General features: G+C 68.8%; 12 protein-coding genes, 1 tRNA gene and 3 pseudogenes. 10 read left to right on the top strand and 6 right to left on the bottom strand.

All coding sequences use genetic code 11. The annotated features are described in order from the left end of the window. Positions 1–15: 15 nt before the first annotated feature. Both MQH10_RS26345 and MQH10_RS07975 read right to left on the bottom strand, forming a co-directional pair. Positions 16–921 (bottom strand): M23 family metallopeptidase, encoded by a 906-nt coding sequence (locus tag MQH10_RS26345; RefSeq protein WP_272886796.1) that lies wholly within the window; start codon positions 919–921, stop codon positions 16–18. 2 nt (positions 922–923) lie between these two features. Beyond that, on the bottom strand, positions 924–1,607 hold the full coding sequence (locus MQH10_RS07975; protein ID WP_242563536.1) for a hypothetical protein: 684 nt from the start codon (positions 1,605–1,607) through the stop codon (positions 924–926). A 201-nt stretch (positions 1,608–1,808) separates the two neighbouring features. Here MQH10_RS07975 and panD point away from each other — a divergent pair. Both panD and MQH10_RS07965 read left to right on the top strand, forming a co-directional pair. After that, positions 1,809–2,164 (top strand): annotated as a pseudogene (gene panD, locus MQH10_RS07970) (aspartate 1-decarboxylase). Further along, positions 2,164–2,604 (top strand): hypothetical protein, encoded by a 441-nt coding sequence (locus tag MQH10_RS07965; protein WP_242563535.1) that lies wholly within the window; start codon positions 2,164–2,166, stop codon positions 2,602–2,604. The pseudogene panD and the gene MQH10_RS07965 overlap by 1 nt, the downstream one beginning before the upstream one ends. Before the next feature lie 176 nt (positions 2,605–2,780). Here the strand turns inward: MQH10_RS07965 and MQH10_RS07960 are convergent, their stop codons facing one another. Beyond that, complete coding sequence (locus MQH10_RS07960; RefSeq protein ID WP_242563534.1) at positions 2,781–4,061, bottom strand: aminotransferase class III-fold pyridoxal phosphate-dependent enzyme; 1,281 nt, start codon at positions 4,059–4,061, stop codon at positions 2,781–2,783. Between the two features lie 83 nt (positions 4,062–4,144). Between MQH10_RS07960 and MQH10_RS07955 the strand changes: the two genes are divergently transcribed. From MQH10_RS07955 to MQH10_RS07945, 3 genes are read left to right on the top strand one after another with little or no spacing between them, the layout of a single operon-like run. Further along, positions 4,145–5,089, top strand: a complete 945-nt coding sequence (locus MQH10_RS07955) for a carbohydrate kinase family protein (protein WP_242563533.1) — start codon at positions 4,145–4,147, stop codon at positions 5,087–5,089. Next, a complete protein-coding gene (locus tag MQH10_RS07950) occupies positions 5,089–5,556 on the top strand; it encodes a class II aldolase/adducin family protein (RefSeq protein ID WP_242563532.1) in 468 nt (155 codons plus the stop codon). The genes MQH10_RS07955 and MQH10_RS07950 overlap by 1 nt, the downstream gene beginning before the upstream one ends. After that, entirely contained in the window at positions 5,556–5,741 is a 186-nt protein-coding gene (locus MQH10_RS07945) for a class II aldolase/adducin head domain-containing protein (protein WP_242563531.1), read from the top strand. Before MQH10_RS07950 ends, MQH10_RS07945 begins: the two co-directional genes overlap by 1 nt. A gap of 171 nt (positions 5,742–5,912) precedes the next feature. Here the strand turns inward: MQH10_RS07945 and MQH10_RS07940 are convergent. Then, positions 5,913–6,487, bottom strand: a pseudogene (locus MQH10_RS07940) (SIMPL domain-containing protein). A 320-nt stretch (positions 6,488–6,807) separates the two neighbouring features. On the opposite strand from MQH10_RS07940, the gene MQH10_RS07935 reads away from it, so the two are divergent. Then, positions 6,808–6,883: transfer RNA gene (locus MQH10_RS07935), tRNA-Ile, on the top strand. Positions 6,884–7,044: 161 nt separating this feature from the next. Continuing rightward, the gene (locus tag MQH10_RS07930; protein ID WP_242563530.1) at positions 7,045–7,239 is read left to right on the top strand and encodes a hypothetical protein; all 195 of its coding nucleotides are present in this window, start codon (positions 7,045–7,047) and stop codon (positions 7,237–7,239) included. A 738-nt stretch (positions 7,240–7,977) separates the two neighbouring features. Here MQH10_RS07930 and MQH10_RS07925 read toward each other — a convergent pair. Next, entirely contained in the window at positions 7,978–8,805 is an 828-nt protein-coding gene (locus tag MQH10_RS07925; RefSeq protein WP_242563529.1) for a dienelactone hydrolase family protein, read from the bottom strand. A 217-nt stretch (positions 8,806–9,022) separates the two neighbouring features. Here MQH10_RS07925 and MQH10_RS27035 point away from each other — a divergent pair. Then, positions 9,023–10,050, top strand: a pseudogene (locus MQH10_RS27035) (NAD(P)H-dependent flavin oxidoreductase). Between the two features lie 36 nt (positions 10,051–10,086). Further along, positions 10,087–10,881, top strand: a complete 795-nt coding sequence (locus MQH10_RS07910) for an enoyl-CoA hydratase/isomerase family protein (protein WP_242563527.1) — start codon at positions 10,087–10,089, stop codon at positions 10,879–10,881. Positions 10,882–10,885: 4 nt separating this feature from the next. Here the strand turns inward: MQH10_RS07910 and MQH10_RS07905 are convergent, their stop codons facing one another. Beyond that, positions 10,886–11,284, bottom strand: a complete 399-nt coding sequence (locus MQH10_RS07905; protein ID WP_242563526.1) for a hypothetical protein — start codon at positions 11,282–11,284, stop codon at positions 10,886–10,888. A gap of 228 nt (positions 11,285–11,512) precedes the next feature. Here MQH10_RS07905 and MQH10_RS07900 point away from each other — a divergent pair, with 228 nt between their 5' ends. Further along, positions 11,513–12,748, top strand: a complete 1,236-nt coding sequence (locus MQH10_RS07900) for an acyl-CoA dehydrogenase family protein (RefSeq protein ID WP_242563525.1) — start codon at positions 11,513–11,515, stop codon at positions 12,746–12,748. Positions 12,749–12,784: the final 36 nt, after the last annotated feature.

The following is a 12,784-nucleotide window of genomic DNA, read 5'->3' as shown; positions in this document are numbered from 1 at the left end:
GGGCGGGCGCCCCCCTCAGTGACATGCCTCCCCGTTCAGCTGGCGCTGATAGGCCGCGACCAAGCTCGCGTATGGCGGCAGGAAAGTGTGGAGCACCACGGGCTTGCCGTCGGTGGTCGTCCCGGCCACCCCGGCGCGGATCTCGAAGTGGGTGTGGATGGTGGTGGGGGTCTGGCCGAAGTCGTTGGAGGTCTTGCCCAGGTGGTCGCCGGCCTTGACGCTGTCGCCCTCGTGGACCGCCAGGCCGCCCATGGCCATGTGCAGATAGCGATAGGTGCGGTGCGGCGGGGCCGAGCCGACCAGGGTGACGGTATAGGTCCCGATGTCGGTGATGATCCCGGGCTCGCTGGCCAGCACCCAGTGGACGTTCTTCTTGCAGGTGGCCGGGCGGATGTCCTGGCCCTGGTGGCCTGTGCCGGTGGCGCAGATCGGGCTGGTATAGCCGCGGGCCTCACAGAAATTGTCGCGCCAGGGCAGGCTGTAGTTCATGGCGTCGCACTGGCTGGTCTTGTCCTTGGGCCCCTTGCCGCCGCCGGCCCCATAGACCTGGGAATTGGCGAAGCCGCCGTCGGCCATGGGGAAGCAGAGGTCGGGGGACCAGACCGTGCGGTCGAGATAGCCGGAGCCGGAGCCGGGGATCAGGTCGCCGGTCTCCAGGTGCTGGAAGGTCGCGGGCGGCGAGGCCGGCGGATTGGCGGGTTGGGCCGGGGCGGCCGGACCGGCGGGCAGGGCCTCGTCGGGGGTCTGTTCCGCGCCGCCGTCGCCGACCGGATCGCCGGGATCTGCGGCAGGGGGCGGGGCGCCCGGAGCGGCCGGAGGCGCGCCAGGCGCCGCGGGCGCGGCAGGCGGGGTCTTCTGGTCGCAGGCGGCGAGCGCCAAGAGGGCGGTCGCGGCGACGGTGGCGATGAGGGACGCGCGCATGATCAGCCTCCCATTCCGGCGGCCTGACGGGCGGCCTTGCCCATCACCACCACATTAGTCTTGGCCACCAGGTCGCGGACCATGGCCTCGGAGCGGCAACGGCCGTCGCCCGGCGCATCGCAGCGCAGCTCGACGGTGTAGAGCACGCCGTAGCGGACAAAGCTGGCCAGCTGACCGTCGATGGTGCGCTGGATCACCAGGTTCTCGGGCTCGGGATGGGTGCGCAGGGGGACGCTGGCGGGCAGGGTGACCTTGGCCGTCGTACCGGTCAGCGACCAGCCGGCGCCGGGGATGTCGGCGCTGATCGCGTAATAGTCGCCGAAGGAATAGATCCGCGCGGTCTCGAAGGGCGCGCCCTGGGGCAGCAGGATCGGAATGGCCGTGCGGTCGACCGTGGCCGGGTCGAGCCCGAGACCGGCGGTGAGCTTGGGGCCCTGGCCATAGGTCTGGCGCTGGCCGACCATGACGCCCTTCCAGTCGACCCCGCCGGGCGGGGTGGAGGAGGGCGGCGTGGTCGAGGGCGGGGTGGTGACGGGGGCGCCGGCCGCGTTCAGCCGCAGGGCCGCGGGGTTCAGCCGGGTCGGCGCCGCGGTGGTCGGCTTGGTCTGGGACGCCGCCGGCGTCACGGCCAGGATCAGGCCGGCGATCGCCAGCCCCCATCCGGCCCGGAATTTCAGGTCCATCATCAGCCCCCCTCCAATGCCCGGAATGAGCATGGCTGGTTTTCGGCCGATTGTTAACCAAAGGTTGCGCGTTCGGGTGACGCCACGTCGTAGGCTGGGCGCAATTGAACCCCCCTGTTTTCGTGGCTATATGCGCCGACCCCTGGCTGACGAAGGCCTAGGGCCTTTGGCGCGCCCTGTCGGCGCGCGTGTTGGAGTGCCGCCATGCTCGTGACCCTGATGAAGGCCAAGCTGCACCGCGCGACGGTGACCCAGGCCGACATGGACTATGAAGGCTCCATCGCCATCGACCGCGAGCTCCTGGAAGCCTCGGGCATCCTGCCGCACGAGCAGGTCGATGTGCTGAACATCACCACCGGCGCCCGCTTCACCACCTACGCCATCGAGGCGCCGCGCGGTCCAAGGTGATCGGGGTGAACGGCGCCGCCGCCCGCCTGGTCCAGAAGGGCGACAAGGTCATCGTGGTCACCTACGGCATGCTGCCGGAGGAAGAGGCCCGCAACTACAACCCGACCGTCGTGCTGCTGGACGACGGCAACCTCATCAAGCGCGCCGCCTGATGGGCGCGCGGGGCCGCCTTGGTCTGGTCGCGGCGGCGGGGCTCGCCGCCCTGACGCTGGGCGCGTGCTCGCAGAACGCCCTGCCCAAGGACGCCCTGGACAGCGCGATCAATGACGCGGTCGGCGATCCGAACAGCTGCGTGCTGATCGGCTCGAAGGACGGGGTCGCCTACCGGTTCGGCACCCACGTGGCCTGCGCCGCCCAATGGCCCGACTGCAACGGCGGCCAGAGGTCGGCCGAGGACCTGTTCAAGCTGGGAACGGCTGTGACCGCCAGCTGCCCGTCGAGCGCCGACGGCGCGCGCGGCGTGGGCTGGGCCGCCGGTCCGGTCGAGGGCAAGCCCCTGTCCTACGCCGCCGCCATGGAAGGCGAGAACACCCCGCCCGGCGTGATCATCGCCGACAAGCTGAAGGCGGCGTTCAAGCGCGCGGGGCTGTAGCGGCGCTCCTTCTCCCCTTGCGGGAGAAGGTGGCCCTGCGAAGCAGGGTCGGATGAGGGGTCGATGGACCTCTCAGCCGCTCAACGCCGGTGTGCGTGGAGAGTTCTGAGAGACCCCTCATCCGTCGTCCATGCGGACGACACCTTCTCCCACAAGGGGAGAAGGCTAAGTGGCGTTTAAGCCCCCTCCATCGCGCGGCTGAGGAAGCTCAGCTTCTCGACGGGGCCGAGGGGACCGGACTGCCTGACGACCTTGAAGGCGTCGTCGGCGGCGTTGAGGGCCTCGTCGATGTCGGCTTCGGTCATGGCGGCGCAGATGAACATGTTGTGCCAGGGGTGGAAGTAGACCCCGCGCTTCATCATGGCGCTGTTCCAGAGGTAGCCCTTGGCGTGGCTGTCATCGTCGTCGAACATGATGAGCGGCATCTGGGCCGGGCCGGTCTGGCGCAGCGCAAAGCCGTTGCGGGTGGCGCTTTCGTTCAGGCCCGCGCGCAGGCGCTCGCCGAGCGCGATGGTGCGCTCCAGATAGTCGGTCTCGGCGATCATCTTCAGGGTGACGAGCGAGGCGGCCATGGGCGCCGCCGAGAACCAGTAGGAGCCGGTCACATAGATCCCGCCGGCCGCCGCGCGGGCGACATTGGAGCCGAGCAAGGCCGAGATCGGATGGCCGTTGGCGATGGCCTTGCCCCAGCTCGACAGGTCCGGCTGCACGCCCACCAGGGCCCAACTGCAGTCGCGCGCCAGGCGGAAGCCGGCGCGGACGTCGTCGACGATCAGCAGGGCGCCGTGCTCGTCGCAGAGCTCGCGGGCGCGGCGCGCATAGGCCGGGTTCGGCAGTTCCTGGTCGATGAAGGTGTCGTGCTTGATCGGCGAGGCGAAGATGGCGGCCAGATCGGTCCCGGCGGCGCGGACGGCGGCCTCCAGGCTGTCCACGTCGTTGTAGTCATAGAAGATCTGGTTGGCGCGGTCCGACGGGGTCGTGCCGTTCTTCAGCGGGGTGCACCAGGGCGCGGCGCCGTGATAGGCGCCCTTGGCCACCAGGATGGTCGATTTCCGGGTGTGGTTGCGGGCGATCATCAGGGCCATGGTGGTGGCGTCCGTGCCGTTCTTGCAGAACATGGCCCAGTCGGCGTGGGTGACCTGCTTGGTCATGGCCTCGGCCAGGAGCACCATCTCCTCGCCGGGACCGGTCATGGTGTCGCCGAGCTTGGCGCGGTCGAAATAGGCCTGGTCGATGGTCGGGTTCGCGTAGCCGAAGAGGTTGGGGCCATAGCCGCACATGAAGTCGACATAGCGGTTGCCGTCGACGTCCCAGAGGTGGGCGCCCTCGGCGCGGCTGAAGAACTGGGGATAGTCGTCGGGCATGAGCATCACCGACTGGTGGCCGTACATGCCGTTCGGAATGACCGCCTGAGCGCGCTCGCGCAGCGCGCTGTCCTTGCTGTTCGTCCAAGCCATGATCGAGGTTCCCAAAAAGATAGCTTGGACTACCATATGTGCGTCGGGCTACTAATCAAGCATCCTTGTGGAGGCGCGGAACGATGAAGACGGGTTTGCTGGCTGTGGGGCTGACGACGCTGGACGTCGTGGCGAGCCCGATCGACGATCTGCCGAAGGGCGAGGGCACGACCCTGGTGAAGGGCATAGCTTGCGCGCCCGCGGGCACGGCGGCCGGGGCGGCCCTGGTGGCGGCGAAACTGGGTCTGCCGGTGAAGCTGGCCTCGGCGCTCGGCGACGACCTGATCGGCCGCTTCGTGCGCATGGCGCTGGAGGAGACCGGGGTGGACACCTCGCTGCTGCCGGTGATGCCGGGGACCACCACCTCGACCACCGTGCTGGCGGTGGACTCCCAGGGGCGGCGGCCGAACTTCCATGCCCTGGGCGCCGGGATGTTCGCGACGGCGGGGGATGAGGTGATCGAAGCCGCAAGGGGCGCGGCCTTCCTGCACTATGCCGGGGTGGGCGGCCCGAAGCTGGATGGAGGGCCGGGCGCGGCGCTCTGCCAGGCGGCGCAGGACGCGGGGACCATCGTCACCTGCGACCTAATCTCGCCCCGCCCCTCGGCGATCGAGGAGTTGAAGCGGCTGCTGCCCTACGTGGACTATTTCCTGCCGAGCGCGGCCGAGGCCCTAGCGCTGACCGGGACCGACGACCTGGCGGCCGCGGCCAGCGCCTTCATGGCGATGGGAGCCAAGGCCTGCATCATCAAGAACGGCGGCAAGGGCTCCTATGTCGCCCTGCCGGAGGGGCGCTTCACCCTGCCGGCCCATGTGATCACCCCGGTGGACACGACCAGTTGCGGGGATTCCTATTGCGCCGGCTTCATCGCCGCCCTGTCCCGGGGCCGGGCGCCGCTGGACGCCTGCCGGTTCGGCACGGCTACGGCGGCCCTGGTGGCCCAGGGCCTGGCGACCCTGGGCAAGCTTGAGAGTTTCGAGGCGACCGAAGCCTATCGGCTCGCGACACCCCTGGCGGAGGCGGGCTGATGGCGCGCGAGATCACGGAAGCCGAGCTGCGCGAGAAGATGGCGCAGGTGATGAAGGCCATGGATGCGCGGGGGCTGAACCGCGGCACCTCGGGCAATCTCTCGGCCCGCTGGGGCGAGGCCATGCTGGTGACGCCGAGCGGCGTGGCCCCGGACCGGCTGACCGGGGAGATGATGGTGCTGGTCCAGCCGGACGGTTCGACGGCCGAGGGGGCTCTGCGGCCCTCCAGCGAATGGCGGATGCACCAGCAGATCCTGAACCGGCGGCCCGACGCCAATGCCGTGGTCCACTGCCATTCGCGGCACGCGACCATACTGGCCTGCGCGGGGCGCGAGATCCCGTCCATGCACTACATGGTCGCGGTCGGCGGCGGCTCCAGCGTGCCGGTGGCGCCCTATGCGACCTTCGGCTCTGTGGAGCTGGCGGAGGCGGTGGTGGAGACCCTGGACGGGCGCGCGGCGGCCTGATGGCCAATCACGGCCAGATCGTCGTGGCCCGCAATCTCGACGCGGCCCTGTCGATCGCCGAGGAGATCGAGGAGCAGGCGGCGGTCTATTGGGGCACGCTGGCGATCGGCGGGCCCAAGCTGCTCAGCGAGGACGAGATGGGCGTCATCCTGCAGCGGTTCAAAGGCTACGGGCAGAAGGGGTAGGGGGCGAGGCTGCTCCCCCTGCTGGGGGAGCTGTCAGCGAAGCTGACTGAGGGGGCCGGCCCGTAAGGGACGGTTCCAGCCTGTCCGCCGCGACCGCCTTCTGGCGAAGGCGGCCCCCTCCGGCCCTTCGGGCCACCTCCCCCAGCGGGAGAGGAGCCTTGGCGGCGCGCCTTACCGGCCCAGTTCGTAGATCGCGCTGATGTCCACTCGGACGGCGATTTCGCCGGGGGAGACCGGGGTGGAGTCCGACTTCTCCATGCGGGCCATAGCGAGCATCGGCACGGGCGAGGGCGGGGTGTAGCCGCCGCCTTCGTTGAGCGAGACCAGGCGCTGGACCCTGTAGCCGGTGGCCGCGGCATAGAGGTTGGCCTTGGCGGCGAGCGCCTTGACCGCCTGCTGGCGGGCGGCGTTCTCGGCGGCGGTCGGGTCGGACAGGCCGAAATTGATGCCGTTCACCTGGTTGGCGCCGGCGCCACCGTGGCGTCCACCGCCTGGCCCAGGCGGGCGAGGTCGCGGACCGTGATGGTCACCTGGTTGGACGCCTGATAGCCGCGCAGCTTGGGCGGCAGGTTCTGGACGTAGTCGTACTGGGCGTTGAGGTTCAGGCCCGAGGTCTGGATGTCCTTGTCGGCGATGCCGGCCTTCTTGAGGGCGGCGATGATCCTGTTCATCTGGGTGGCGTTGGCCTGCATGGCGGCGACGGCCGTGGGGGCCTCGCTGTTCACGCCCAGATTGATGGTCGCCATGTCCGGGGCGATGCGGGTCTCGCCATAGGCCGACAGATTGAGGGTCGTGGCCTGGAACATGGAGGCGCCGGCGGGGGCCGCCTGTGTTTGGGCAAGCGCCGCCGGGGCGGCCGCGGCGGTGGCGAGCACGAGGCCGATGGCGCCGGCGCGGGCGAGGGTGGTCATGGAGATCTCCAGTCGAACAGGATCAGGCTTCACTTTAGCGCTGTGCTCCTCCAACGGGGAGCCACGGCGACGGTTCCTTCCTCGCAAGTTGAACATGAACGCAGGCTTTAAGGCCCGTGCAGCCCGTGGTAACCGACCGGTCCGCATCGCTGCAGGGGCCTGTAGCTCAATGGTTAGAGCCGACCGCTCATAACGGTCTGGTTGTAGGTTCGAGTCCTACCGGGCCCACCAGCCTTCGCTCCCTTCGCGAGCTACGGCTCGGCAAGCCTTGCTCGGAGCTTGGGGCGAAGCGAGCGCAGGCTGCCGGGACGAAGCCCGACAATGCCGATTGGGCTTTGAATTGATTGCAGGCCTGGGTTGCGGGTGGGTCATCCCTCTCGTAGGCTTATCGAATGAATGGCGATCCGAACTGGCGAGTCATGCCGACTTGGCTGCTTTGGGGCGGCAGCCTCATCAGTCTGGCCGGGCTGGCGTTCCTGGTCAGCCAGATGGCGCCGGGCGGTCATCCGCATATTTTGCTGATGGTGGTCGCGGGGCTGTGGATCTTCAACTTCGGCGTCCGGCTGATCGCTCGGCTGCGGGCATAGGCGTCATCATGAGGAACACACCGACTTGGGTGCTTTGGGTCGGATTGCTGTGTTCGTTGGCCATGCTGACGGTGCGCCTGGGTCGGATGATTTCCGGCGAACATCTCGATGTGTCCACCGCTTTCGCCTTCGCGGCGGGAGTCATGATCTTTGGCTTCAGTCTGATTGAGCGCCTTCGCGGAGGGCGCTGATTGTCGGACACAGTCCTGCATATCGATCCAAGTAGGGGGCGGGTTTTAAAGTCCCTCCCGGTCGTGGCCTGTCGGCTGAACCCGCTCGCCCAGATCCACGCCGGCGCATCGAAAAAGTCATCCCAGACTGAGTCCGCTGGCGTGATGATCCGACGCTTTCCGTCCTTGATCACGACCACCGAGCGCACGTCGGCCGGGAAGGCGCCCTCCGCCGGCAGCCGGACGGCCTGGGCGCCTTTGGACTGAAAGAGCGTTGTGCGGGGCATGGTCGTCTCGCGGATCGAGTGAGCCTAGCTGCCGCTGGAGTTCCCGGGAAGGGTGCAGCTGGAGCTGACATCCAAGCGCTCGCCAAGTGGCTTTGTTCGCGACGGGGCGCCTCAAACTCCGCTCCTCCCGGCGAATGCCGGGACCCAGATGGAGGGGCTCAGAGGTGGGTTCCAGGGGCGCTGAGGTCTTCCAATCCGCCATAGCGCTATGGGATCTGGGTCCCGGCCTTCGCCGGGATGAGCGGAGGGAGGGGGCGCGTGTGAATAAGGGGCCCCGCCCCCTATCCCCCCAACCGCTGGGCAAAGAACCCCAGGATCTCGTCGCGGGCGGCGAGGGTCGGTTGGCCGGCTTCGTCGATGAGGTGGGCGGTGACGACGCTGTGGGGGTAGGGGACGTGCTTTTGAAAGAAGGGCGGGGGCTCGGGGTTGGCGGCGCTGTCGGGGAGTTCGCGGGCGATGAAGCGGTCGCCCAGCGCGGCCTGGAGCGCCGCGAAGCGTTCGGCGCGGCAGATCTGGTCGCCGGCGAAGCGGTAACCCATCACGGTCAGGTCCTCGCGGTCGAGGCGGCGGCGGACCGTGGCGAGGTCTTCGGCCGAGATGTCGAGGCCGCCGGGATCGTCGAGCGGCAGGGACGGCTGGGCGAGGACCGGGGCCAGGACCGCGGGCTCGAGCGTCATGGTGAGCGCGAAATTGCCGGTGAAGCACATGCCGATGGCGCCGACGCCGGGGCCACCGCATTCGGCGTGGGCGAGGCGGGCCAGCGCCCGGAGCCAGGTGGTGACGGGGCTCGCGACCCCGGCCCCGAAGGCGCGGAACTCGGCGCTCATGCAGGTGCGGCGGAAGATCGCCGCGCCCTCCTCGGCGTCGGGCACGGCGCCGTCGCGGCCGAACAGTGAGGGCATGTAGACGCTGAAACCGGCGTCGCGGACCCAACGGGCGAAGCGGGCCACGTGGGGGCTGATGCCCGGCATCTCGGTCATGACGATGACGGCGGGGCCGGCGCCCGCGACATGGACGGTCCTGGTCGCGCCCTCCAGCGTGATCAGGCGGGCCTCGAAGTCCTCCAGCCGGTCGTCGGCCAGAGGGAAGCGGGGGGCGGATGAGGTCACGGCGGGCTCCTGCGTCAGGGGGCGGAGGGTCCAGATTTGGCTGAAGAGGGGCGGTTCGCCAGCGGCGGATCCGACAGGTTTCGGGGCGATTTCGCCAGGCGGAGGGCGCGAAACCTCGCGGAATTGACGCGGCGGAGGGCTTGCGCGGCGACCTCGAAAATCGCCATGTAGCGGCGACCGAGCCGGACGCAGATGCGCCGCGCGGCTGCGTCGTCCCATGGGGAGGGGGGCGGGGCGCCTGATCATAAGATCCCCCAGGACACGCACCATGAAGACCCGGATCACTGAGCTTTTCGGCATCGAGCACCCGATCATCCAGGGCGGGATGCACTATGTCGGCTTGGCCGAGATGGCGGCCGCCGTCTCCAACGCCGGCGGACTGGGGATCATCACCGGCCTGACGCAACGCACGCCCGACGACCTCGCCAGGGAGATCGCGCGCTGCAAGACCATGACCGACAAGCCGTTCGGGGTGAACCTGACCTTCCTGCCGTCGGTCACTCCGCCCGACTATCCGGGCTATGTGAAGACGATCATCGACTCGGGCGTGAAGGCCGTCGAGACCGCCGGCAACAACCCGGTGAAGTGGCTGCCGGCGCTGAAAGAGGCGGGCATCAAGGTGATCCACAAGTGCACCTCGGTCCGCCACTCCCTGAAGGCCGAGGCCATCGGCTGCGACGCGGTCAGCGTCGACGGCTTCGAGTGCGGCGGTCACCCGGGCGAGGACGATGTGCCCAACTGGATCCTGCTGCCCGCGCGGCCCAGGAGCTGAAGATCCCCTTCGTGGCCTCGGGCGGCGTGGCCACCGGCAGCCAGCTGGTCGCGGCGCTGGCGCTGGGCGCCGACGGCGTGAACATGGGCACCCGCTTCCTGGCGACCAAGGAAGCCCCCGTGCATGAGAACGTGAAGCAGGCGATCCTGGCGGCCAGCGAGCTCGACACCCGCCTGGTCATGCGCCCCCTGCGCAACACCGAGCGCGTGCTGACCAACCCGGCCGTGGAGCGCCTGCTCGAGAAGGAGCGCACCCTGGGCGCAAACCTGAAGTTCGAGGACATCATCACGGAAGTGGCCGGGGTCTATCCCAAGGTCATGACCGAGGGCGCGGTGGACGCCGGGGCCTGGTCCTGTGGCATGGTCGTGGGCCTGATCCACGACATCCCGACCTGCAAGGAGCTGATCGACGGCATGATGGCCGACGCCAAGGCGATCATCCGCGGGCGGCTGGACGCCTTGCTCGACGCCTGAGCCTGACCCAAGGTGACCGTCAGGGGAGAAAACACCATGACGAATCTCGTGACGGTCACCGACGTCGGCCACGTGCGGACGATCCGGCTCAATCGGCCGGAGAAGAAGAACGCGCTGAGCCTGGAGCTCGCCTGGTCGGTGATCGAGGCGGTCGATGCGGCCGTGAAGGTCGACGACGTCTGGGTGGTGGCGCTGACCGGCAGCGGCGACGCCTTTTCCGCCGGGCTCGACCTGTCGGGATCGGCCGCCTATTCGCCGCACTCGCCCCAGACCGCCCAGTTGGACGACGTGTCGTGGGTGGGCCAGTTCCTGCTGGCGATCCGCAAGCGCTGCGACAAGCCGGTGGTGGGCGGGATCAATGGCGTGGCGGTGGGTGCGGGCTTGGGCCTGGCCATGGCCACCGACGTGCGGCTGATCGCCCGCAGCGCCCGGCTGATGGCCGGCTACACCCGCATCGGCGGCTCGCCGGACGCGGGCCTGACCATCACCCTGCCGCAGGCCATGGGCTATGAGAAGGCCATGCGCTTCATGATGGAGAACCGCACGGTCACCGGCGACGAGGCGGTGACCTGGGGTCTGGCCGGCGAGGCGGTGGACGACGACAAGTTCGAGGCGCGGCTGGCCGAATATTGCCAGAGCCTGTGCGACTGGTCGCCGATCACGCTGCGGCTGCTGAAGCGCGGCATGGTCAAGTCCTATGAGACGACGGACCTGGAGACCCAGCTGCGCTACGAGGTCGGCAATATCCGCATGGCCTTCGGCAGCGAGGACGGCAAGGAGGCGCGCCAGGCGTTCTTCGAGAAACGCAAGCCGGTCTTCAAGGGGAAGTAGGCGCCTAGGCCGCCGCCGCGTCGCCCACCGTGGCGGCTTCCCAGACGCAGGCGTTGACGAAGCCGGGGGTAAGGCGGCCCTGGTCCTGCATGCCCTTGAGCTCGAACATCACCGGCGGGTCGAGGGCGGCGAAGCGGGCGCCGAAGCGGACGCCGCCGTCGGGCAGGACGGTCGGCAGGAAGAGGGCGGCGTTCACCTGCGGCTGCTTCAGGACCAGCATGATCGCGGCCTTGTTCGCGGCGGTCGGCGCGGCCTTGGGCAGGGCCGGGGTCTTGGTGAAGGCCTCGCTGATCAGGTCGATGACCTGCGGCAGGGACAGCGAGTGGACATGGTTGGTGACCTCGTACGACGCCATGAACGTCGGGTCGAAATCCAGAACCGTATCGTTCAGAAGGAACAGCACTTTCCCAACCCTGCTCAGCGGGGGCTGAACGGCTGGCGCGCCGTTCTCCGCCCCGGCCCCTCCGCCGTGTCTCGCAGCGACCCTATGCCCCAGGCACGGTTAGGGCTTGGTTGATCCGCGGAACCGAGTTCCTCGAAATGGGGCGGAGGCCTAGGGCCTTGCCTTCCCTTCGGTCGCCGCCTCACCCTGGCGCCAGAACCAATCAGAAAACGCAGTGAGGGAACGACCATGTCGATCGACTTCGAGATTCCGGCCGAGGCCAAGGCGATCCGCGAGAAGGTGCGCCAATGGGTGCATGACGAATGCATCCCGGCCGAGAAGCGCCTGATCGCCGGCGGCGACTACAAGACCATCCTGGGCGAGCTGCGGACCAAGGCCCGCGCGCAAGGCCTGTGGTGCCCCTTCATCCCGGTCGAGCATGGCGGCATGGGGCTGGGCCCGCTGGCCAATGCGCTGGTGCAGATGGAGCTGGGCGAGAGCTATCTGGGCGCGCTGTCGATGAACACCCAGGGGCCGGACGACGCGACCATGCTGACCCTCCTGACCTACGGCACGCCGTATCAGAAGGAGAAGTTCCTCAAGCCGCTGCTGAACGGCGAAAAGCGCATCTGCTACTCGATGACCGAGAAGGCCGCGGGCGCCGACGCCACCGGCATGCAGACCCGGGCGGTCAAGGACGGCAATGAGAACTACGTCCTGAACGGCGAGAAGTGGTTCTCGTCGGCGGCCAGCGTCGCCGACATCGCCGTGGTCATGGCCAAGACCGACCCCGACGCCCCGCGCCACCAGCAGTTCTCGACCTTCATCGTCGAGCTGCCCAATCCCGGCTACCGCATCGTGCGCGATATCGGGACCATGGCGGCCGAGGGCCCGCTGTCGCACGTGCTGGGCGGCGGCCATTCGGAAGTGGCCATCGAGAACCTGGTGGTGCCGGCCGAGAACCTGCTGGGCGGGGAGGGCAACGGCTTCAACATGGGCCAGCATCGCCTGGCCTATGGCCGCCTGCGGCACGGGATGCACAATGTCGCCATGGCCCAGCGGGCCCTGGACCTGGCCACGGCCCACGTGACCAGCCGGTCCACTTTTGGCAAGCCGCTGGACGAGCGCCAGGGCGTGCAGTGGATGCTCGCCGACTGCGCCAGCGAGCTCTACATGGCCCGGCTCATGCTGCTGCACATCGCCTACAAGGCCGAGAAGGGCATGGACCTGCGGCAGGAGAACTCCATCGCCAAGGTGTTCCTGGCCCACATGGTCCACAAGGTGGTCGACACCGCGATCCAGCTGCACGGAGCGCTCGGTTATTCCACGGATACGCCGCTGGCCCGCTGGTACACCCAGATCCGCTCCCAGCGGCTGGTCGACGGGCCGGACGAGGTGCACCGCTGGACGGTGGGCCGCAATGTGATCAAGGCCTTCAAGGAACACGGCACGACCGCCTCGGCGGCGGGCGGGGATCTGATCTAGCCGACGGCCCGGACCGCGCCTTCTCCCCTTGTGGGA

This window comes from Phenylobacterium aquaticum (genome assembly GCF_022695515.1).
Classification (GTDB): Bacteria; Pseudomonadota; Alphaproteobacteria; order Caulobacterales; family Caulobacteraceae; genus Phenylobacterium; species Phenylobacterium aquaticum.
Note: the sequence above shows the minus strand (reverse complement) of the source record. Positions and strands in the feature narration are given on the sequence as shown.